Source organism: Gimesia sp., from assembly GCF_048262075.1.
Classification (GTDB): domain Bacteria; phylum Planctomycetota; class Planctomycetia; order Planctomycetales; family Planctomycetaceae; genus Gimesia.
This window is the reverse complement of record NZ_JBLXFK010000011.1, coordinates 88,429-109,863: the sequence shown is the minus strand read 5'-3', so window position 1 is coordinate 109,863 and position 21,435 is coordinate 88,429. Positions and strand designations below refer to the sequence as shown.

14 protein-coding genes are annotated in these 21,435 nt (G+C 51.7%); 6 read left to right on the top strand and 8 right to left on the bottom strand.

Translation table 11 applies throughout. The annotated features are described in order from the left end of the window. Nucleotides 1-485 precede the first annotated feature (485 nt). On the top strand, nucleotides 486-1,694 hold the full coding sequence (locus ACN0YH_RS20120; protein WP_417381380.1) for a hypothetical protein: 1,209 nt from the start codon (nucleotides 486-488) through the stop codon (nucleotides 1,692-1,694). On the opposite strand, the gene ACN0YH_RS20115 is transcribed toward ACN0YH_RS20120, so the two are convergent. Then, entirely contained in the window at nucleotides 1,656-2,483 is an 828-nt protein-coding gene (locus ACN0YH_RS20115; RefSeq protein ID WP_417381379.1) for a dimethylarginine dimethylaminohydrolase family protein, read from the bottom strand. The two genes, ACN0YH_RS20120 and ACN0YH_RS20115, sit on opposite strands and share 39 nt — an antisense overlap. 215 nt (nucleotides 2,484-2,698) lie before the next feature. On the opposite strand from ACN0YH_RS20115, the gene ACN0YH_RS20110 reads away from it, so the two are divergent. The 4 genes from ACN0YH_RS20110 to ACN0YH_RS20095 all read left to right on the top strand — a co-directional run bounded on the left by ACN0YH_RS20110 (nucleotide 2,699) and on the right by ACN0YH_RS20095 (nucleotide 7,808). Continuing rightward, nucleotides 2,699-4,513, top strand: coding sequence for a M3 family oligoendopeptidase (locus tag ACN0YH_RS20110; protein WP_417381378.1), 1,815 nt, complete (start codon nucleotides 2,699-2,701; stop codon nucleotides 4,511-4,513). Nucleotides 4,514-4,816: 303 nt separating this feature from the next. Further along, complete coding sequence (gene metX, locus ACN0YH_RS20105; protein WP_417381377.1) at nucleotides 4,817-6,016, top strand: homoserine O-acetyltransferase MetX; 1,200 nt, start codon at nucleotides 4,817-4,819, stop codon at nucleotides 6,014-6,016. A gap of 17 nt (nucleotides 6,017-6,033) precedes the next feature. After that, complete coding sequence (gene metW, locus ACN0YH_RS20100; protein ID WP_417381376.1) at nucleotides 6,034-6,726, top strand: methionine biosynthesis protein MetW; 693 nt, start codon at nucleotides 6,034-6,036, stop codon at nucleotides 6,724-6,726. Nucleotides 6,727-6,983: 257 nt separating this feature from the next. Next, complete coding sequence (locus tag ACN0YH_RS20095; RefSeq protein ID WP_417381375.1) at nucleotides 6,984-7,808, top strand: ParA family protein; 825 nt, start codon at nucleotides 6,984-6,986, stop codon at nucleotides 7,806-7,808. Here the strand turns inward: ACN0YH_RS20095 and ACN0YH_RS20090 are convergent, their stop codons facing one another. From ACN0YH_RS20090 to ACN0YH_RS20075, 4 genes are all read right to left on the bottom strand, one after another. Continuing rightward, entirely contained in the window at nucleotides 7,809-9,251 is a 1,443-nt protein-coding gene (locus ACN0YH_RS20090; RefSeq protein ID WP_417381374.1) for an NADH:flavin oxidoreductase, read from the bottom strand. A gap of 136 nt (nucleotides 9,252-9,387) precedes the next feature. Next, nucleotides 9,388-10,071 carry an SDR family oxidoreductase gene (locus ACN0YH_RS20085; RefSeq protein WP_417381373.1) on the bottom strand — a complete coding sequence of 228 codons (684 nt, stop codon included), beginning with the start codon at nucleotides 10,069-10,071 and terminating at the stop codon, nucleotides 9,388-9,390. A gap of 32 nt (nucleotides 10,072-10,103) precedes the next feature. Further along, nucleotides 10,104-10,964, bottom strand: a complete 861-nt coding sequence (locus ACN0YH_RS20080; RefSeq protein WP_417381372.1) for a ThuA domain-containing protein — start codon at nucleotides 10,962-10,964, stop codon at nucleotides 10,104-10,106. A gap of 91 nt (nucleotides 10,965-11,055) precedes the next feature. After that, on the bottom strand, nucleotides 11,056-11,775 hold the full coding sequence (locus ACN0YH_RS20075; RefSeq protein WP_417381371.1) for a 3-keto-disaccharide hydrolase: 720 nt from the start codon (nucleotides 11,773-11,775) through the stop codon (nucleotides 11,056-11,058). Nucleotides 11,776-12,249: 474 nt separating this feature from the next. Here ACN0YH_RS20075 and ACN0YH_RS20070 point away from each other — a divergent pair, with 474 nt between their 5' ends. Next, nucleotides 12,250-12,495, top strand: a complete 246-nt coding sequence (locus ACN0YH_RS20070) for a hypothetical protein (protein WP_417381370.1) — start codon at nucleotides 12,250-12,252, stop codon at nucleotides 12,493-12,495. 88 nt (nucleotides 12,496-12,583) lie between these two features. On the opposite strand, the gene ACN0YH_RS20065 is transcribed toward ACN0YH_RS20070, so the two are convergent. The 3 genes from ACN0YH_RS20065 to uvrA all read right to left on the bottom strand — a co-directional run bounded on the left by ACN0YH_RS20065 (nucleotide 12,584) and on the right by uvrA (nucleotide 21,421). Continuing rightward, on the bottom strand, nucleotides 12,584-13,246 hold the full coding sequence (locus ACN0YH_RS20065) for a septation protein SpoVG family protein (RefSeq protein WP_417381369.1): 663 nt from the start codon (nucleotides 13,244-13,246) through the stop codon (nucleotides 12,584-12,586). A gap of 38 nt (nucleotides 13,247-13,284) precedes the next feature. Next, complete coding sequence (gene ispE, locus ACN0YH_RS20060; protein ID WP_417381368.1) at nucleotides 13,285-14,199, bottom strand: 4-(cytidine 5'-diphospho)-2-C-methyl-D-erythritol kinase; 915 nt, start codon at nucleotides 14,197-14,199, stop codon at nucleotides 13,285-13,287. A gap of 262 nt (nucleotides 14,200-14,461) precedes the next feature. Then, nucleotides 14,462-21,421 carry an excinuclease ABC subunit UvrA gene (gene uvrA, locus ACN0YH_RS20055; protein ID WP_417381367.1) on the bottom strand — a complete coding sequence of 2,320 codons (6,960 nt, stop codon included), beginning with the start codon at nucleotides 21,419-21,421 and terminating at the stop codon, nucleotides 14,462-14,464. Nucleotides 21,422-21,435: the final 14 nt, after the last annotated feature.

Genomic DNA, 21,435 nt, shown 5'->3' with positions numbered 1-21,435 from the left:
ATATTCGCAAGATTGTTTGCGGGATTCCAGGGGTCTAAGTGCCATATTCAGCAGACTTTGTGTAATCTCGCAGGCTCAGAATGTCAAAACCCCCCATTCTGAAGGGAAATCTGACTCTCCGTGCGTAACGTTGTATTCCTTAACCTTCACATCTTAAATTGAATTTTGTTAAGACATTAAGACATCGACCTGGAAATGATGTTCATAAATTGAAACAAGAAGCTGACTTCTGTGGGATGTCTCCACTAAATAAAAAATCTTTTATGCCTGGACCTCATTCGAATCCGCAGGATCGAATCAGCCACAACACCTGCAACTGTCATTATTCTGCTAACACGCTTCCTGCCTGGTAAAACCCTGCTTCCGGCCTTTGTGACTGAGACACGTCCCCCTTCGGGCGCGTTGTTTGCCTTTCCATTCCCTATGGCCCACTTCATCTCGTCATTAAACAGTGACGGAGACTGTCTGTTCAAGCGGGGATTGTCATGCAACGTCACCTTACTTTCTTAGCCTTCTTTTGGGCTTTCTTTCTATTTTCAGCGTTAAGTACCCGAGCTGATGTCGAAATCACCTTAAACTCCGGTAACACGATCCATGTGGACCACATCCAGTGGGGACTCGACTCAACGCTGATTCTCGAAGAAGCAGGACAACAACCCAGATCAATTTATCTCCAAAGCATCAAACGCTTGAAGATCGAGCATTCCGAGTATGACCGGGAAACGATTCAACTGGCAGCGGCCCAATACCAGCAGAACCAGGCAGTCCTGTTCGCTTCCCATAAGCACAAACGATATTCCCAACTGCCTGCTCCCGTATATCAGAGTCCTTTGCATGTTCCCATACAGCCAATAGAGACTTTCATCGCCCCCTGCAATACCGACTGTAGTCGAGGAATCATCATCGGAGTCCACGAAGACCCCCTGAGTGCCTACCAACCTCTTTTGAAACAGTATTATCCGAATGGAGTACCAACACTGGAACGCGGATATGCTCTGGGACTGATGCGTGCGACTGTAGCGCAACAGGCGCTGGGTTATGAACCTGTTCCTGTTCCCGGAAATTTCCTTCCCGCACCTGCCGACGAACCACTGCTGGGGAAATTAACTCAAATCAGCGTTCAGGCAACCCCCATGAATACACAGGGAAAAGCGGACTGGAACGCTCTGACAGTTCGACTGCAGGGATTTGACCAACTGGGGAATCCTGCTGCATTAACTGGAAATGTGAAAATCCAGTTATTCGGTCAGCGACAAATGCTGCTGCCAGTTTGGGATCAACACTTTGCCGCAATCCCCCAGGAAACGATTTCCCTGGGACAGTGGACCCGCAATTGTGCCACGACGCCTCTGGTTCAAGCGCCCCGTGCAGGAAATCAGTTCGGTACCGGTCAGGCATCGGATCAAACCTGGATCATCAAGCTCTTTCCGCAAATCCCGGAACATAACCAGAATGTTTATGTGTTGGGAGAAGTTCAGGTCAACCTGCGTTCTCCCGGCAAGGGAACCTTTGAAGCGTCCACTCCCGCTGTCCCCTTAAAACACATCTCCCTCAATCGAGATTCTACTTTGGCGACGACCGGAACCCGCTTCTTTCCGGGAGAAACGACATCGACGGGCATTTCGCGAACAAGTCGGCTTAACTATAACGGTCCTTCAAGGCCAAACAGCCGCCCGCTCACCATCCAGCCTTAAGGTCAGGCACTTGGCAGAGCCCCCCGCTTTGATGAATTCATCCAGCGGTGTGCTCAGGGTCTGATAACCCCGCTGCTGTAAATCTGCTTCCAACTGGGGACAGCCGGTATTCATGACGACGGTTTCTCCAATCACGACTGCATTACAGGCAAACCGCTGTGCTTCTGCTTTCACTACCGGGATCAGATGCGGGATATACTCCTTTAAAGCCTGTTGTGCATACTCGTCGAAAGCGGGCGGATAGTAGATGGCTTCTGTTTCACTCAGAGGACAAAAGCAGGTGTCAAGGTGATAATAAAATTCGTCAACCAGTTGCAGAGGTATCACCCGACAGTTCATTTTTCCAGCAACCCACTGCAGCGCCCTGACATCACTGCGAATCAGATAGCCGGCAAAGAGGGTATCGCCACAGAATAACGCATCGCCGGCACCTTCAAAATAAAAACCTTCGGGCATATCAATGGTTTCAAATCCGGCTTTTTGAAACCAGTCGCGATCCAGGGGCGTTTCTCCCTGACGCGCTGCGTGGCGAAACAGCGAAAGAAACACACGATCCTTCCAGATCAAACCCGCATTGGCAGTGAAGACCAGATCGGGAAGTCCTTTGACCGGCGTCATGAGTTCGATGCTGGCATTCTGACTCTGCAGCAGTTGATAGAGTGACTCCCACTGCTGTCGAGCCAGCGGCAGATCGCTCTGCTGACTGCGGCTCATCCAGGGATTGATTTCATACTCAATCCCATAATATTCAGGGGGACACATCAGGATCGTCGGGGTCTCATAAATCAATGAACTGCCTTTCTCCGTTTCTGCAGGAAGTAATACGCACCTCCTGAAATTCCTTTTTTAGTATTATACCACATGCAATCTCAGATCATGCCTGGAATTCTTGCTTCGGCAGAGAGGTTTTGATTCTATCCGTCTATAATTGACGGGATGGCCATTGATCCAATACAGTCACTATAGATTGATCATCTCTCTTTTTCTGAAATGGATTTACCGCTATGACTGAGTCGACCGCTTATCCGCTGACCTGGGAACTGGCCTCGCTGTACCCTCATCCTGAACAACCCGAGTTTGAGAACTGTCTCCGGCAGATAAAAGTGTCGCTGGAAGACTTGGTCTTACGTGTTGCGGAATTATCGCAGGCGACAGATCCCCAACAGCATGCTTCCCTCTGGGGGGATTTTTTGACCGACTACCAGACTGCTGTTGCCGAGCTGGCTGGATTATTTGCATTTCTGGAATGTTATTGCGCGGAAGACGCACATAACAAACGCTTTCAAATCCTGATGGCACGGCTAGCCAGTATCAGACCGCTGAAAGAGAATATCGAAACCCAACTGCAGTTGACGATCCGGGAAATCCCCGATGAAAAACTTCAGCAATTCACAGAACAGGACTCCCGCCTGAAGCAGATTCAGTTTTTCCTGGAAGACTCGAAACGAAACGCGACATTAAGACTCCCTAAGGAACAGGAAATCCTGGCATCGCAACTGGCCGTGGATGGACTACATGCCTGGGGACGACTTTATGATCGGCTCTCAGGTGACCTGAAAATCCAGCTGATGGAAAAAGGAGAACTCGTGGAACGTTCTCCGGGACAGGTCCAGTTCGATTCACCACAGCGTTTTGTGCGCCAGAATAATTTCTATGCAGCCAACAAAGCCTGGGATACGATTGCCGATTCGTGCGCCGACGCCTTGAATCATCTGTCAGGAACCAGGCTTACGCTCTATAGTCATCTGCCCGTCACAGACCACCTGGACGCCCCGTTAGTTTACAACCGCATGCAGCGGGCCACCCTGGATACGATGTGGTCGGTCATCTCCCGACGAAAACAGAAGCTGGTCCAGTTTCTTGAGAAGAAAGCGGAACTGCTGGGTCTCGAAAAACTCTGCTGGTACGACCTGAATGCACCACTGCCGCTTTCAGGGGGGGAATCTCCTGAACTCAGCTACAACCGTGCCTGTGAACTGGTCGTGAATTCGTTTGAAAAATTCAGTCCCGACCTGAGCCAGTTTGCAGAGACGGCACTTCGTGAACAGTGGATCGAAGCGGAAAATCGACCGGGCAAGCGTCAAGGGGGCTTCTGCACCACATTCCCAATGCAGAAGCAGTCACGGATTTTCATGACCTATACTGACTCGGCCGACAGTATGTCGACCCTCGCCCATGAACTGGGTCATGCCTATCATTCGCACGTGCTGAAAGATGCTCCCTTTGTACTAAGCGATTATCCGATGAACCTGGCAGAAACGGCCTCCACATTTGCAGAAGCAGTTCTTGGGGAACAACGTCTGAAAGCCGCCCAGTCCCGCGATGAAGAATTACAGATTCTGGATGGCATGCTGGGAGATTCCGTGGCATTCATGATGAATATACACACCCGCTTCCTGTTTGAAGATCGCCTGCATCAGGAACGGGCGAGCGGTGAGTTAACCCCCGAGCGTTTTTCAGAACTCATGCTGGCAGCGCAAAAAGAAGCCTACGCGGGTGCCCTTGATGATTCCGGTTGGAACCCTTCTTTCTGGATTTCCAAACTCCATTTCTATATCAGTGAATTACCCTTCTATAATTTCCCTTATACATTCGGATATTTACTCTCTCTGGGAGTTTATGCACTGGCGGATACATTTACCGATCAGTCAGAGTTTGCGGACAAATACCGTGAACTTCTGATTGCCACCGGCTGTCAGGTAACTGAAGACGCCGTGTTCAATACATTCGGCTACCATCTGGGTGAAGCGGATTTCTGGAACAAAAGTATTGATATTATCGACCGTCGCGTGGATCGCTTCCTGGAACTGGCAGACTGATCCCTCTGCAATCATTGAGCTTAAGCCTGGTATTCGCTGGTAAAACGCTCATAAAGAGAGTCAGCCTGTTTTCCCCCCTGACTGATCCGCGGATCCTTTGAAATGCTTCAGGATCTGAGGTCTTTCGTTCCGTAGCGTGTCGAAATTCTTAACAAGCTTGGGTATACTGTCTGAACGACGGAAAACCACTCCCGCAAGACCGGGTATCAATCTACTTCGGATCAGGTGTGGAAGATTCCTTGAGAACGAACGAAACGACAGACAGCTGATGATTTTGCTGGAATACTGAAAAGCATTTATTCTATGGCAACACAACAGGAACTATCAGAAATCCGGCAGGATTCAGGGGTTGGGATTGTCCAAACCAGGCTGGCAACCCTGTTTGCGCCTCCGAACTGGCTCAAGCTGGCAGGCGGCGGTGAACTGGGCCCCATTCAGGTTGCCTATGAAACCTATGGCGAGTTGACCCCTGCAAAAGATAACGCGATCTTTATCTGTCACGCACTCACAGGAGACGCCCACGCTGCCGGTTATTATGAAGATGATGACGAGAAAGCCAAGCCGGGCTGGTGGGACGACCTGATTGGTCCGGGGCGCACACTCGACACAGATAAATACTATGTAATCTGTGCGAATGTCCTGGGAGGCTGTCAGGGAACGACCGGACCAGGCAGCATCAACCCAGACACCAACCAGGCGTATCGACTGGGATTTCCTTTCATCACCGTCGGCGATATTGTCGAAGTACATTCTGCCCTCACCAAACATCTGGGCATCGATCAGTTACTTGCTGTCATCGGAGGCAGCCTGGGAGGCATGCAGGTTCTGGAATGGGCCACCCGTTTTCCCGATCAGTTACGTGGTGCCATCTGCCTGGCTTCCGCCGCTCAACTTTCGGCTCAGGGAATTGCCTTCAACGCGGTGGGAAGACGTGCCATCAAAACCGATCCGGAATTCAAGGATGGGGAATATGAAGTGGGCGCCGGTCCTCGCTACGGCCTGGCCCTGGCCCGCATGATCGCCCACATCACGTACCTCTCGGATCAGTCGATCGAAATGAAATTCGGGCGACGTCTGCAGGATCATGATACCTTTACTTACGAAATGCTCCCGGAAGTAGAGTTTCAGGTCGAGAGTTACCTGCATTACCAGGGCAAGCGGTTCGTCGAACGCTTTGATGCGAACAGTTATCTCTACCTGACCCGCGCGATGGATTACTTCGATCTGCTTTCCCAGCATGGATCACTGGTCAATGCGTTGGGAAAAACAGATGCCCGCTTCCTGATTGCCTCATATGATTCTGACTGGCTGTTTACCACCACTCAGAGCAAGGAGATCGTCAGGGCTTTGATCGAGTGCGGAAAACATGTCTCTTTTATTGAGCTCAAAAGCCCGTTCGGTCATGATTCCTTTCTGATCGAAATTGAACAGCTGAATAACATGATTACCCCTTTTCTGGAACAGGCATACTCCTCGCGCCTCGCCGAAAGTAACAGGACTTAGTCAAGCGGATCTCAACCATGCGTGCTCAACATCGATATTGTATGCAGGACCCTTCCCTGGAGATGACCGACCGGTTGCTGCTGGAACAGATCCAACCAGGCAGCCGCGTGCTTGACCTGGGTTGTGGTGATGGCCGCCTGCTGGCGCGGCTGCGTGAAGAACGGGGAGCTTCGGTCCTGGGGATCGAGATCGATATCACACAACATCATGCCGCGATTGCACGCGGGGTCCCCGTGATTCAGGCCGACCTGGACGAAGGGCTGCTGGATATTCCCGATGGTGCCTTTGACTATGTGGTTCTGAGCCAGACGCTGCAACAGGTTCTGCATCCCAAGCAGTTGCTGGAAGAGATGGTGCGTGTCGCCAAAAAAGCACTGGTCGTCGTCCCTAATTTTGGGAACTGGCGAATCCGCCTGCAGGTACTCAAACAGGGGCGCGCCCCGGTCACCGAAGTTCTGCCTTACGAATGGTATAACACCCCCAACCTGCATCTGATGTCCATGCATGATTTTCAGGATCTGATGCGGCTGCTGGGCATCGAAATCCTGCAGGAAATTCCGATTATCAATCACCGGGCCATCGAAAAAGCCTGGCTGGCCAACCTGCGGGCACAGCATGTACTCTATGTCCTGCAGCGGCAGGCTGCACCCGGAGAAACTCGAGTCTCCGAACAGACCTCGACCGGACACTCAGCGCCGATCCCCAGGTAAACGCCGGTCCCCAGTGTGACGTACATCATTTCCTGGTCCAGGATAAAACTCCATCGAAATAATTCGCTTTTCCGCTGCCCAATTCCTGTTTCCAAAATTCGAATATCCCGATATACTGCCCCACCTTCAGTATGGAAATGCTGGACAGTCATCTGGGTTTGCGACAAGACGATCGCGACCTAAGACTTGAATACACAAGAGTTTGAAACAAGCAAGCGACCCGATTTTATCAAAGAGAAAGAGGGAAAGGACTCCCGATGCGTATCATAGCAATCATGAATCAAAAAGGGGGCGTCGGCAAAACGACGTCGAGCGTGAACATGGCTGCCGGCCTGGCGATGCAGGGCAAGAAAGTCTGCCTGATCGACCTCGACCCACAGGGACATGCCTCTTTACATCTGGGCATCGAACCGTTCGGAAATGTCCCGACCGCCTACGATGTCTTTTCCGGTTTTAAAACACTGGCCGAAACACGGCAACTGGTTGCCAAAAATTTATGGGTCGTGCCTGCGACACTGGATCTGGCAGCCACAGAGCTGGAACTGGTCGACGCCGACAACCGCGAAATTGTTCTGCGTCAGGCGATCCGCAAAATGGCAGAGACCGAACCGTTCGACTACATCATTATGGACTGCCCCCCTTCCCTGGGTGTGCTGACCATCAATGCATTGACTGCTGCCAGCGAAGTGATCATTCCTCTGCAGCCACACTTCTTCGCTTTACAGGGGCTCTCCAAGTTGTTCGAAACTACGGCGCTGGTCCGTCGACGTTTGAACCGCGATCTGCGAGTCTCCGGCGTCGTGCTCTGTCTGTATGAAACGGGAACCCGCCTGGCGGCTGACGTGACCGACGACTTATCTGCCTTTCTGACCAATAGCGATCCGGAAGCCCCCTGGGCATCAGCAAAAGTATTCCAGAGTCGGATTCGACGGAATATCAAACTGGCCGAAGCGCCCAGCTATGGGCAATCTGTCTTCGATTATTCCAGTTCCTGTCCCGGCGCCAAAGATTATGGTGGACTGGTCGAAGAAATTATTGCTGACGAGCAAGTGGAAGAAGCACCGATTCAACAGGCAGCCTGATCACTCGGCTGCCTTCTGTTTCTCTTCCAGTTTGGCTTTGGCTTCTTTCCAGAGTGGATCATAAACCTCTTTGTCGAACGGAGGACATCCGGTGGGATACTGTCCCAGGGGATGATCCTTCGTGCGCATGAGGTTGGTGCAATACGAAAATGTCCGGCAGACAGTTTTGCGGTTGAGTTTACCTTCTTCCTGCAGTTGCTTGGCAAACTCAGGCTGTGAGAGTGTCGCGCGTCCCATGCCGACGATGGAAATACTTCCTGATTCCACATTCGCAGCGGCCGCATGCATGGCGAAGTCCTGCAGCCAACTATAGCCACTGCCGACCACGGGAATATCCGGAACTGCTGCCTGGATCTGACCGGCAATCCGGAAATGACGGGCCACTCCGATCAGCGGATGTTCGGGCGCATGGTAGCCATCGGTGGGCGGAAATTCGGCAGGTCTCACGATATGCGGATTCGCATAAGGATTTCCGTTGGAGATATTGATCATACCGACGCCCCACTCTTTCAGGAGCTTAGCCACCTGGACTGGTTCCGTCAGATCTTCCTGCAGATGATCGTCGGGATTGGTGCCGAACGCGGTTTGCAGCGGCAACTCATGCGGGCAGGGTTCGCCGATAAAGTCATCGCCTGCTCCCTGGTAGGGAATCCCGTCGTAACCATTCATGCGGGTGCCGATCACCAGGGTCGGGCACTCTTCGCGAATCCGCTTCACGACGTTGCGCACCAGACGCGTGCGGTTCTCCAGAGAACCACCATATTCCCCGGGACGATTTTTTGCAGCCAACAATTCGGAGAGCAGGTAGCGGTGACACTGCTTGATATCGACAAAGCCGACCCCAATGGATTCCGCCAGTTTTGCAGCAGTGACATACTGATCTTCGATATGTTTCAGATCGTCGTCTGAGAGCAACGGATAACTGTCATCGACGATGCGCCCGGTTGATTTCTCTACAGTACGGGGGTCAAGCACCGGGTCATGAGTGGCCAGCAGAGGTTTTTCAAAACTGAACCGCCCGGAATGCGTCAACTGCAGTCCAATCACCAGGCCATCGGCTGAACCGAAGACTTCCGCATGTGCATCGCGGCAGCCGGCCAGCATCTTTTCCAGTGAGGATGCCGTTTTTTCATTGATCATCAATTGGCGGGGATTCATCCGTGCTTCCGGGCCGATCGCAGTCGCTTCCCCCCAGATGAGTGAAGCGCCCCCGGCTCCGAATCGCTGATAACGCCGATAGGTCAATTCGTCAGGGAAGCCATCGGTGGTTCCGTCACAGCCTTCCATCGGCTGAATTCCGAGTCGACTTTTGGCCTGCAAATGACCGATCTGAATGGGCTGATACAGGACATCGAAATTGTCGGAAACCTGAATCGGACAGCCCAGACGTTCAGAGTCAGCTACAACGTCGGCAGGAGATTTATACTTGAAGTATTTGGCCATGAGGAAAGACTTTTTTTATGCAGTTGAAGATCACGGAAGTTCGTATTTTTACTGCAACGAGTTTACTCAAACCATTCGTGAAATGCCATTCACCATCAGGATTCGATATCCTGCAATGAGCGAGAGATTGAAAATCTCAAGCAGGAGCCGTCAATGGTTTCCCGTTATCCCGGGCGGAGAGCTTCAGTAGAAAAGGAACTGCCGACTCGCCCCATTCCTCAGCTGTCGCATAATGTTCTGCATGCTCACCGAAACAACTTTGCAGCAAAGCGGTATTGATGACTCCCGGGTTCAGGGGAATTGCCGCCATGCCCTGCGGTAATTCCTGTGCCAGAGACTGAGTGAGGCCTTCGATGGCCCACTTGGTCGCACAATAGGAGGCGACTTCCGCAGAAGCCGAACGCCCCCAGCCGGAACTGAAATTGACGATCACACCAGACTGACGCTCGACCATCGCGGGGACAAAGTGACGAATCGTATTGATGGTACCTTTGATATTAACGTCAATAATCGTATCAATCTCGTCTGCAGGGATTTCCCAGAGCGGGGCGTTCTCATTGATCACTGCCGCATTGTTTAATAGCAAATCAGGCGGGCCCAGTTGATCAATGATCGTCGTCGCCCAGTTCGCGACCGCACGGTCATCGGATATATCGACTGTCGAAAACTGATGGGGCGCACCGAACTGCTCCGCGAGCTCGGCGATTTTAAAGGCAGAGCGGCCACAGCCAGCAACGGTGTGCCCTGCTGCAATAAACGCCTGCGTCATGGCGCGGCCCAGTCCCTGGGTCACACCGGTGATGACAATCACTTTCGACATACTGGCTATCCCTGTTTCCGCTGTTCGTCAGCTCATTTCGATTCTGTTTTGGCAGCAGCTGCTGCTGCTTTTTCGTCTTCTTTTTTGGAAAGCTCTGGATTGGGTGGTACTGCGGCCGGTGCGTCGCCACGTATCCATTTGATGGCTCCGATCACTGAATCCTGAAACATGGGATTGGCCCATGTTTCAGGATTGTGTCCCAGGTTGTTGACGAAGACTTTCCCCTGCCCCCATTCTTTGGCCCAGGCAACTGGCACCTGATAGGGCTTGCTGGGATTACACTTTGCCATGTTCAGACTCATCAGTACATGTACTTTTTCCGGCTGCCAGTTTTTGTACTGGTAGATTTCATCTTTAAACTGAAACTCTTTGCCGAACGGTTTCATCGCGGGAAAATCAGGATTATGTACGGTAATCGTCACTGTATTGCCGGCGGTCCAGGGATGCCCGTTAAACGAACCGCCCACCATGTCCCAGTAAGGTTCATAAGATTTATAGGTATCGGTGGCCGAGTGAAAGCCGATAAAGCCATGCCCTTTCTGCTTGAGCCAGTCGTTCAGAAAATACTGCATATCTTCATCTTTGATGGGCAGCATGCCCGTGGTGTAGAACATGACGAGGTCGTAGTCCTGCAAATTCTCTTTCGTGAAATCTGCGGCGGCGTCCTGGGTACAATCCACGGTGAACAGGCCGGACTGTTTGCCTAATTGAATCATGGCGATTTCAGCAGGAGCCAGTTCTTCTTTCTGTCGTTTGACGGAACCGTGTGTGTAACCTTTGCTCTGTGTGAGCATCAGCACCCTGGTCTTCCCCTCGGCGGCGTACGAGTAAGAGGAAAAAGCCAGAACGGAACTAACCAGCAGACAGCAGGCTGTCAAAAATCGGAAACTCATGGTGATCGCTCCACAGTTGAGTATGTGTATGTTGTGTGAATTCATACATTCATTTTAAGGAGAACATCTGAATGATTGCAAAGCAAAAGACTTAATCGGTCAGTTTCTGCACGCGGATGTTACGAAACTCGACGGCGTCGCCTTCGGACTGAATACCGAAAAAGCCGGACTTCAGTTCGCTGGGCTTCGAGGTTGCGATCTGAGTACCATTCAGGACAGAAGTTAAGGCCCCGTCTTTGCAGACGACTTCAATGGTATTCCATTCACCAATCGGACGACGGGCTTTTTCCCGGGCTGCTTCATTGTCTGTGACTTCAAGCAGGATCTCTTTGCTGTTTGACTTGATGTGAGCCATCTCTGCGAATTTGCCTTGAACTTCCAGGCATTTCGGCCAGACCCGGTTTTCACCCGTGATGAAAAACAGGAACCCGGTATTCGGATTTTCATTTTTCTCAGCGGCTACCGGGAAACGGTATTCCAGGCGGATCGTGCAATTACCAAACGACTCATTGGAATACAGATAGCCGCGCGGTGTACCCTGGCAGGAAATCACGCCGTCTACTTCGCTCCAGTTTTTGCCCTCGACGGGCTCTTTGGTTTTGCCGTTGAAGATTTCAAAATCTTTCAGGTTGAGCAGCGTGAAACCATCTTCCACATCAAATAACGATTCTAACGTTTTTTCAGGAAGATCGATGGCAGATACTTCATCGGCGGCTTCCTGTTTTTGTGCTTCCGTCGGGCCGGAATCGGAACAGCCCGCCAGCAGACAGACCAGTGAAAGCAGAGGCAAAAGTCGATTCAGGGATTTCATAAAACGTCTCTTTCCGAAAAGTCAAAAGATAATTCTGATCTGAAGCATAACTTCATCTTGTATTCACATTCTAACGTACAATACCGGCAACACATAAGTGAAGACGTACGAAATCATGACGACGATTTCAACACTTTTGACATCTGATTCTGGAGATGCGATTTCCAATCTGTAAACAGGCGAATGCCAGTCACGCCACCTGCCTCTCAAGACAGCTATAATCGATACAGCTTCCTTCAACACAGCAGTTTTACTTAAGAAAATAACGAAGAGATGCGGGAGAAACCGCAGAAATTACCGATAGATAATACTAACTCTCCTTTGACTGACTCGCCTGACAGGAAAACTGTTTCACACCAGAATCAAACAAACTGACCCCGGCGACCGGTGTCTTCCAAGCACGATTTCGGTAACTTACCGGGATAGAAATGGGCTATCATGCAACAATTAGTGACTTCTCCGCCTGGAGAAGAAATGAAGACAATCCAACCAGAGTCTGCAACTCGCTCTCAGCAAATTGAGGAGGCAGCAGCAGATCAGCGACAAATCCTGAGTATTTCAGTACTGGAATGGCTGAATGCGGAACTGCGAAAAGAGGTCGAAAAGAAAGAAATTGTCGCTTTCCATCCCAGCGAGAATGTTTTAGATCGTCTGCAGAACATGCTGACATCCAAAGCGACCGGCATTACCATCATGGTGGTCGGCTTATTCATGATGTAACAGTAATACCAGAGTGGCAACCTGAGGACGTGAACTGTCAGTGATTCTGCTATGACTGCAGCAGTCTGCCGCATAGCAGAATCGAAATTCAGACGATACCTGATCCGAAGGTATCCCCCTTACCCCCCGCCTCATTCTCATTTGAGGTAACTTTATTGGACGTGGGTTGATCTGCTGCCGTGTGGTGAGGTCGGCTACGGTCTGTACCTGACTCGCCAGAATCGATACGGAAAACCTGATTATTCTTACGAATTTGAGTCGACTCCGAAACGGAAGCCTGTTCGACAGGTGCCTCCTCGTAATCTTCTTCGTATGGCCCGAGGCGGGCAAAGTCTTCTTCTCCGAAATCGTCATAACGACAGATGTAACCAGCCTGTTGCGCGGAGATTTTTTCTTCGTGGTAAGACTTTAACACTTCTTCCTGAATCAGTTCACGGCACTCGGAATTGATCGGATGCGCGATATCCGCATAAAGCCTGGCGCGACCGGCGTCATCTTTGTCGGCTCGATTTTCATCAAGTCTGACGCCACACTGATTACAGAAGGAAGCCCGCAGATGGTTTTTGGTGTGACATTTGGGACACCGATCCATCAGTTTGCGGCTGGGCATTGCCACAAAGGCACCTTTTGCTCCCTGGATGATTTTCAGATCTCTGATGACAAACGAAACATCGAAAGTAATTGAGCAAAACGCCAGTAATCTTTCGTGTGGATCATTCATCAACTTGATGCGTACTTCACTGATCTCCATGGCCTCACTCCATTTGTGCCAAATTTAAAATTGCTCATCTATAGGCGGTTCTGGACGACAAATACATGCCCTTTCACTGTGGATCGTAATCGCGCAGCAATTTGAGATGCCTGTGCTCTGTTTTGGCAGACTCCAAAGTAGGCAGTCCCACTTCCACTCATCATATGCCCCAAAACGGACTGTTTTGAGAAGTAATCTTTTAATATTAATATATCGGAATTCAGTTTTTCGGCGGGTGCCTGCAGATCATTCAGCATCAGGCTGGATAATGCATGAAATTGACCAGAAGCCAGTTTGCTGACAAGTTGCTCCGCCTGATTTTTAGAGTGGCTTCCCACTCGACAGTGCCGATAAACTTCTGCCGTTGATAACCCCGATTGAGGTCGCACAACCACAAAATGCAGACATTGGGGAACGGAAACAGGTTCAATGATTTCGCCTCTCCCACGACAGATGGCACTATGGCTGGCTGTCAGAAAGAAAGGGATATCACTGCCCAGTTTCGCCGCGATTTCACATAGTTCTGAAATCGACAATCCCAAACGCCAAAGTTTATTGGCAGCAAATAAGGCTGCAGCTGCATCACTCGATCCCCCTCCCAGGCCGGCTTCTGCTGGAATTCGTTTGATTAACTCAATTCGAATTCCCTGACGATGCCCCGTCTGTTCTTGAATTAACCGGATTGCTCTGACAACCAGATTCTCTTCGCCGCCGGGGATACGCTGCCGTTTATTGCGAGGGGTTAGTAGTGAATTGGCTTCGGCAACACGCAATTCAACTTCGGTTGAAGGCTCCTCCGTGAAAACTAAAGTGTCGTATATTCCTACCGAAAGCATCAACGAAGTAATTTCGTGAAAGCCATCGGTTCGTTTATCATCGATGCTTAAGAATAAATTTAACTTAGCAGGAGCATGAACTGTCAGGGCGCCAGGATTGGAGTAAGCGAATAGCATCCGTCACAATTCCAAATTTCCTACTTAAAAACGAGTCTTTCATCGTTTATTGAACAGGTCCCCACCTTTTGAGTTGTGAGAGAGTAGAGCAGCTTGACCTGATTAAGATTCGACTTGTATACGACGTGGTAATACCAAGACTATTACCACAGGGAGTATCCTATCTGTTCGTTGAAAAAACGTCAACATCTTTTCCCCCGTGATGTCATTTACCGCCATCAATCAGGGATATTCCGCATTCAGAATGCTGTGCAATCGACACTTAAGTAATTGATTTCAGCAGTGCTTTGAACGATTTTGACTCCACCTGTTTTTTCTGCGTGAAACGGATGCGGGCCTGTTCTTTCCCACGTGCATCCGTTTTCATCTCCCGCTCGTTCCCCAAGTCAGCAATTTTACCCAGAGCAATTTCCCCCCCCGTCCCCTGCAACGTCAGGTCTACCCCTTCCCGTCTTTTGGTGTGAACGGTAATGAATGCTTTCTTTTTCCCGGGGTGCGACAGATTGACCAGTGACTTACTGTCCCATTGGAACGATGCAGCAGGATAGGTCTGCTCCAGCAGGTCAAATAATGATTCTAATAGATCCACATCCCAGCGGACCCGCTTATTGTTCGGGAACCCCTTCCGGGAGAGATGCCATTTTTTCTTTAAAACTTTCCAGGGCATGATCTCCTCGGGCTTAATTTCATCACGGTGAATTAAACCGAGGTACGATTCACAGGCGGTTTCCAGAAACTCCTGGAAGCCGGGCGTCTCAATTTCTTCCTGCCAGTGAATCGTCAAACTGACTTCCTGCCAGGGACCTTTCAGGTTTTTGACGCGCACCCGATTGGAACGACCGTAGATCGGCAGCTCATCCAGATCGTCAAGGGATTTTAAAGACAACTGGTCGCGGAGTTCATCCTGTTTGAACGTATTCCGTTTCACGCGGAAGCTGAGTCGCAGTAGCCATTCATCGCCGGTATTGGCATGCAGGAACCAGCCCTGCTTTTTCACCGGGCCATTGACTTCGACGATGCTGCGATGATTCCAGTTGATTTCGCCGAAGCCCTCTTTGTTTTCGATGAAGTCAATCACGCTTTCCAGGGCGGCTCCTTCCCACTGACAGGCAGCTCCTGACAGGGAAACATGGTCCTGGGTATGCCAGCGGCGTCCCTCTTTCTGCCACGGCATCTGGGCATCGCGACCGATCTGTTTGAGATCGAGATCCCCCTCCTGCTTTTCCCCCAGGCTCTGCGCGTCAAAGATTTCTCGTTCGACACGTTTCCCCGTCGAGATGATCGGCTGAAGAATCTCACCGGTATAAGATCTGAGCAACGGTTCCTGACTGGTTTTTCGTGCTTTGGTGGTCTTGCCCTGTTTCTGGTAACACTCTGCATGCGCGACCAGTTTCTCAGGCGTCCCCGAGGCAATGATCTGCCCGCCAGCACTGCCCGCTTCCGGCCCGACGTCGACCAGCCAGTCTGCTGTTTTAATCACATCCAGATTATGTTCGATGACAATGACCGTATTTCCGAGTTCGACCAAACTGTTCAATACTTTCAACAGTTTGGCAATATCGTCGAAATGCAGGCCCGTTGTCGGTTCGTCGAGCAGGTAAAGCGTCTTCCCCGTACTGGGTCGCGCCAGTTCGGCTGCCAGCTTCACCCGCTGCGACTCCCCGCCGGAGAGTGTCGGCGCGGATTGTCCCAATGTCAGGTAATCCAGGCCAATCGCACACAGCGTTTCCATCGTACGTCGGATCGCCGGGATATTATTGAATAACTCGGCGACATCTCCGATGGACATCTCCAACACATCCGCGATGGACTTTCCTTTGTACTTGACCGAGAGTGTCTCCTGGTTATAACGCTTGCCATTACAGGTCTCGCAGGTTACCCAGACATCAGGCAGGAAGTGCATTTCGATACAGCGCTGACCATTCCCATCACAGTCTTCACAACGACCGCCTGAACGATTGAAGCTGAAGCGTCCCGGCTGATAGCCACGCACTTTGGCATCCGGAAGCCGCGAGAACAGTTCGCGTATCTGATCGAAAACGCCTGTATAAGTCGCCGGGTTGGAAGCGGGCGTATTTCCCAACGGTTTCTGATCGACGATAATCGCCTTATTAATCTGGTCAAGGCCCAGCAGGGCATCATGCGGTCCGGGTGCCTCTTTGGATCGATGCAGTTTTTTCGTCACTGCCCGGGCTAGTGTTTCTTCCACCAGGGAACTCTTACCGGATCCCGAAACGCCGGTGATACAGGTAAAGGACCCCAGGGGGATTTTCAGATCCACAGACTTCAGATTGTGCTGCCGGGCGCCTTTCAATTCGAGCCAGTGACCGGTGGGAGAAACGGGAGTTTCCGCCTTGCCCTGTTTTTTATAAACGACGCGGCGTTCCTGAGGCAGCGGGATCGTCAGTTGATCCGAGAGATACTGGCCGGTCAGAAATTTCTTTTTGCGTTTCAATTGTTTCGGCGAACCTTTACCCACAATCGTGCCACCAAAGCGACCCGCACCCGGCCCAAAATCATACAGGCAATCCGAAGCTTCCAGAACTTCCCGGTCATGTTCGACCATCACGATTGTATTGCCGATATCACGGAGTTTTTTCAGAGTATTAATCAACCGTGTATTGTCGCGGGGATGCAGGCCAATCGTTGGTTCATCCAAAACATACAACACGCCTGTCAGCGAGCGACCTACCTGTCCCGCCAGTCGAATTCGCTGGCTTTCCCCCCCCGACAGTGTGGGCAGAGGACGGCTCAACGTCAGGTATTCCAGACCAACATCAACGAGAAACTGCAGGCGGCTGGTGGCTTCTTTGATCAAATCTCCCGCGATCTGTTTTTCCCGCTTGTCGAGTTTTGCGGTCTTGATGAACGCCAGCGCAGCTTTTAATGGGAGATCACAGAACTGACCAACGGTCTTCCCCTGAAAACGGACCGCGGCGGCATCCGTTCGCAGGCGACTCCCGTTACAGACCGAACAGGGGACTTCCCCCGTCATTTCCTGCAGACGACTGCGAAACCCAAACGACAGTCGCGAGGCCTCTTCAATGGCCGGATAGAGACCTTTGTATTGAAACTGGATCGTGCCCGCTTCATCGAGTGGAATCCAACGATCTTCATCGCCATACAAGATAAACCGCTGCTGCTTCACACTGAGTTGATTGAAGGGGACATCCAGTGGAATCCGGAATTGCTTCGCTATCGCGGCTAACGTTTTCTTGAATTCGGGATTGCTCCGCGGATCAGGCCAGGCGGCGATGGCGGCGTCCTGCAGACTGCGGTTGGGGTCAGGAATCAGTTCTGAGAGGTTCGTGCCCAGTTCGGTTCCCAACCCTTCACAAAATTCACACCAGCCCAGGGGACTGTTAAAGGAATAATTGTGAGGCGTCAGCTCTTCAAAGCTCTGGCCACACTGATCACAGAAGTAGAACAGGCTGAAGGTTTCGAAATCCCATTCCTGTTCGGGAACTTCGTCGTCGCAGTAGCAGGCATACATCAGACCTTCGCCGAGCGCTAAAGCGGATTCAACCGAATCGGCAATGCGCGAACGATTTTTAGCAGCGACGGTGATACGGTCGATTACCACTTCCACTTCATGACGACGACGACGATCGATATCGGGTACGTCTTCCAGGCGATATGTCACGCCATCAATACGGACGCGGAGGAAGCCTTGTGTACGTAATTTTTCCCAGAGCGTATCGTAAGCCTGTCCCACGTTGATATCCACGGGCGCCAGAATCAGCAGTTTGGTGCCTGCTTCCATCGCGAGAATGCGTTCAATCACTTCGTCGGTGGTCTGCGTTTCGACAGGAACGTCACAGTCGGGGCAATACATTTTTCCCAGGCGGGCATAGAGCACGCGCAGGTAGTCATAGATTTCCGTAACAGTCCCCACAGTGGAACGGGGGGAATGCCCGGTTGTTTTCTGTTCGATGGCAATCGCCGGCGAGAGGCCGTGAATGTGCTCGAATTTCGGTTTAGGCATCTGTCCCAGGAATTGCCGGGCATACGCGGACAATGATTCCACATAGCGACGCTGACCTTCCGCGTAGAGTGTATCCATGGCCAAAGACGATTTACCACTGCCACTCGGGCCACAGAAGACATTCATCTGATCCCGGGTAATCTGCAGGTCCAGGTTCTGCAGATTATGCTGGCCTGCGCCGCGGATCGTGATCTGTGTACTGTCGCCGTTGGATTTCCCGCTCCGTTTCGTATTGGCAGACTGCCAGCGCAGATGCGGATTATTCAGGATCAGTGCCTGTTTCTTTTTCCCTTTGACGGTTTTCGCGGGAACCAGATCAGTCTGTTCTTTGAGTGCCAGCCCCGTGTACGACCAGGGACAGGCGGCGACTTCTTCCGGCGTGCCTTCTACCAGAATCGTGCCTCCCCCTTCGCCTCCTTCGGGACCGAGGTCGATCACCCAGTCGGCGGTTTTAATGACATCCAGGTGATGTTCGACCACGAGCACCGTATTGCCGGCATCCGCCAGATGATGCAGCACTTTGAGCAGCAGTTTCACATCGGCAAAATGCAATCCGGTCGTTGGTTCATCCAGCAGATAAAAGGTACTGCCTGTGGAACGTTTCCCGAGTTCACGGGCGAGTTTGACTCGCTGTGCTTCCCCGCCGGAGAGGGTCGGCGAGGGTTGCCCGAGTTTCAGATAGTCCAGGCCCACGTCATGCAGGGATTCGAGCAGCTTTAAGATTTTGGGTACATTCTGAAAATGTTCAATCGCCTGCTGAATATCCATCTCGAGTACTTCAGCGATGTTCGCGTCTTTATAGCGAATCTCGAGTGTCTCATGATGAAAGCGGCGGCCTTCGCACACCGGACAGGGAACCCAGACATCCGCGAGAAAATCCATTTCCAGTTTATTGGCGCCGTGCCCTTCGCAGGCTTCACAGCGACCGCCGGGCACATTGAAGCTGAAACGTCCCGCTTTATAGCCTCGCATGCGGGAATCGGGGAGTTTGGCATACAGGTCCCGAATCAGATCGAATACCTTCACGTAAGTCGCCGGATTGGAACGGGGCGTGCGGCCGATGGGGGACTGATCGATGTCGATGGCTTTGTCGATCAGATCCAGGCCGGTCACACTCCGATGCGCACCGGGATTCCCTTTGCCGCGATTCACGTTTTTATTCAGGACCGGCCAGAGAATATCGTTGATGAGAGAACTTTTTCCCGACCCGCTCACGCCGGTCACACAGATCAGCCCTTTGGTGGGAATGCGGGCGGTGATGTCTTTCAGGTTATGATGCTTCGCCCCTTTGATGACAATCGAATCTTTTTTGACGAGTGTCCGGCGCTGCTCGGGGATCTCGATTTTCTCTTTACCGGAAAGGAACTGCCCGGTGACGCTCTCCTTCGCCTTAAGAACTTTCTGATACGAGCCTTCTGCAACGATGTAACCGCCACGCACACCTGGGCCGGGTCCGAAGTCTACAATGTGATCGGCGGCGCGCATGGTTTCTTCATCGTGTTCGACGACGATGACCGTATTGCCCTGATCGCGCAAGTCGCAGAGACTTTCCAGCAGCATCGTATTGTCGCGGGGATGCAGGCCAATCGAAGGTTCATCCAGAATATAGACGACCCCCACCAGGCCACAGCCAATCTGCCCGGCGAGGCGAATTCGCTGACTTTCACCGCCGGAAAGTGTAGGCGCGGTGCGATCCAGCGTCAGATAATTCAAGCCGCAACGCAGTAGAAATCCGAGTCGGCCGCGAATCTCTTTGAGGACTTCGTCGGCGATCAGTAAACCGGTTTCATCCAGATCCAAAGTTTCAAAGAAACCGGCGGCTTCTTCGATACTGAAGGCACAGACCTCGGGTAGAGTTTTTGAAGTGTGTGACTGTTTGCTGGTGTGCGACTCACTGAGAGAGGTAATGCGCACATGCCGGGCCTGCGAATTCAGACGCGTGCCGTGACAGCTCGAGCATTCAACAAAGTCCATGTATTTTTCGAGCTGTTTCCGCCGCATGGGATTACTGGTTTTGCGGTAACTTTCCAGCAGTTCTTCGACATAGCCATCCCAGGTGCCCCCATGTTTCCAGATGCCCCCCGAATGCCGCCAGCTGAAGGTGATATTGCGATCGCCGGTCCCGTACAGAAACTGTTGTTGTGCGGCGGCAGGCAATTCATTCCAGGGAGTTTTCAGGAAGCTGTCTTCGTCAAGATTCAGATCGTTTTCAATCGAACGTGCGACGCCATTATAAATGTGACGTCGCCACTTACCGACTTTGCTGAGCGGCCCCAGCAGTTCAAAGGCCCCTTTTTGAATCGACACGGTCTCTTTGGAAATCAATGCATCGAGTGGAAAATCGTACCGCATTCCCAGCCCGTTACATTCACCGCACATCCCCAGGGGACTGTTAAAGCTGAACAACTGCGGCGTGGGTGGTTCGTAACTGATGCCGCAATCAGTACAGGCATAGCGGGAACTATAGAGTTTGTCCTGCAGGCTTTCTTCGCTGTCGCTGCTCTCTGTTTTCTTTGAGACTTCTGTGGCGATAATCAGTGTGCCGTTCGCCAGTTTCAAGGCGAGTTCCACGGACTCTGCCAGGCGGGCCCGACTGACTTTGCCGGCGACGAGACGGTCAATCACGACTTCGATGGTGTGACGCATCTGGCGGTCGAGCTGCAGTTGATCGGACAGTTGAATAATGCGACCATCCACGCGAGCCCGGAGAAAGCCCTGTTTGAGCAGATCTTCAAACAGGTCTTTGTACTCTCCCTTCTGCTGCTGAATCAACGGCGCGAGAATGGAATATCGGGTCTTTTCCGGGAGCAGCGTGATCGAATCGATAATACGTTCGCTGCTTTGCGAGCTGATCGGTTTTCCACAATTTTCGCAGAAACCCTGTCCTACCCGGGCAAACAGGACGCGGAGGTAATCGTAAATTTCTGTGATCGTCCCCACGGTACTGCGGGGGTTGCGGCCACTCATTTTCTGCTGAATGGAAATCGAAGGTGCGAGGCCGGAAATCGCATCGACTTCGGGTTTCGGCATCTGCCCGAGAAACTGGCGTGCGTAACTGGACAGTGATTCGACGTAGCGACGCTGACCTTCTGCATACAGGGTATCGAAGGCGAGTGAACTTTTTCCGGAGCCACTCACGCCGGTCATGACGATCAGCTGATTTCGGGGAAGTCGAACACTGACGTTCTGCAGATTGTGCTCTCGAGCACCGGTAATAATGATATCTTTTTGTGACATGGGCCGCGGTATAC

Coding starts and splice junctions, on each gene's coding strand:
- ACN0YH_RS20090 (WP_417381374.1), bottom strand. CDS start 9,251: ATGGCCAAATACTTCAAGTATAAATCTCCTGCCGACGTTGTAGCTGAC.
- ACN0YH_RS20080 (WP_417381372.1), bottom strand. CDS start 10,964: ATGAGTTTCCGATTTTTGACAGCCTGCTGTCTGCTGGTTAGTTCCGTT.
- metW (WP_417381376.1), top strand. CDS start 6,034: ATGCGTGCTCAACATCGATATTGTATGCAGGACCCTTCCCTGGAGATG.
- ACN0YH_RS20065 (WP_417381369.1), bottom strand. CDS start 13,246: ATGGAGATCAGTGAAGTACGCATCAAGTTGATGAATGATCCACACGAA.
- ACN0YH_RS20070 (WP_417381370.1), top strand. CDS start 12,250: ATGAAGACAATCCAACCAGAGTCTGCAACTCGCTCTCAGCAAATTGAG.
- ACN0YH_RS20095 (WP_417381375.1), top strand. CDS start 6,984: ATGCGTATCATAGCAATCATGAATCAAAAAGGGGGCGTCGGCAAAACG.
- uvrA (WP_417381367.1), bottom strand. CDS start 21,421: ATGTCACAAAAAGATATCATTATTACCGGTGCTCGAGAGCACAATCTG.
- ACN0YH_RS20085 (WP_417381373.1), bottom strand. CDS start 10,071: ATGTCGAAAGTGATTGTCATCACCGGTGTGACCCAGGGACTGGGCCGC.
- ACN0YH_RS20120 (WP_417381380.1), top strand. CDS start 486: ATGCAACGTCACCTTACTTTCTTAGCCTTCTTTTGGGCTTTCTTTCTA.
- metX (WP_417381377.1), top strand. CDS start 4,817: ATGGCAACACAACAGGAACTATCAGAAATCCGGCAGGATTCAGGGGTT.
- ACN0YH_RS20075 (WP_417381371.1), bottom strand. CDS start 11,775: ATGAAATCCCTGAATCGACTTTTGCCTCTGCTTTCACTGGTCTGTCTG.
- ACN0YH_RS20110 (WP_417381378.1), top strand. CDS start 2,699: ATGACTGAGTCGACCGCTTATCCGCTGACCTGGGAACTGGCCTCGCTG.
- ispE (WP_417381368.1), bottom strand. CDS start 14,199: ATGCTATTCGCTTACTCCAATCCTGGCGCCCTGACAGTTCATGCTCCT.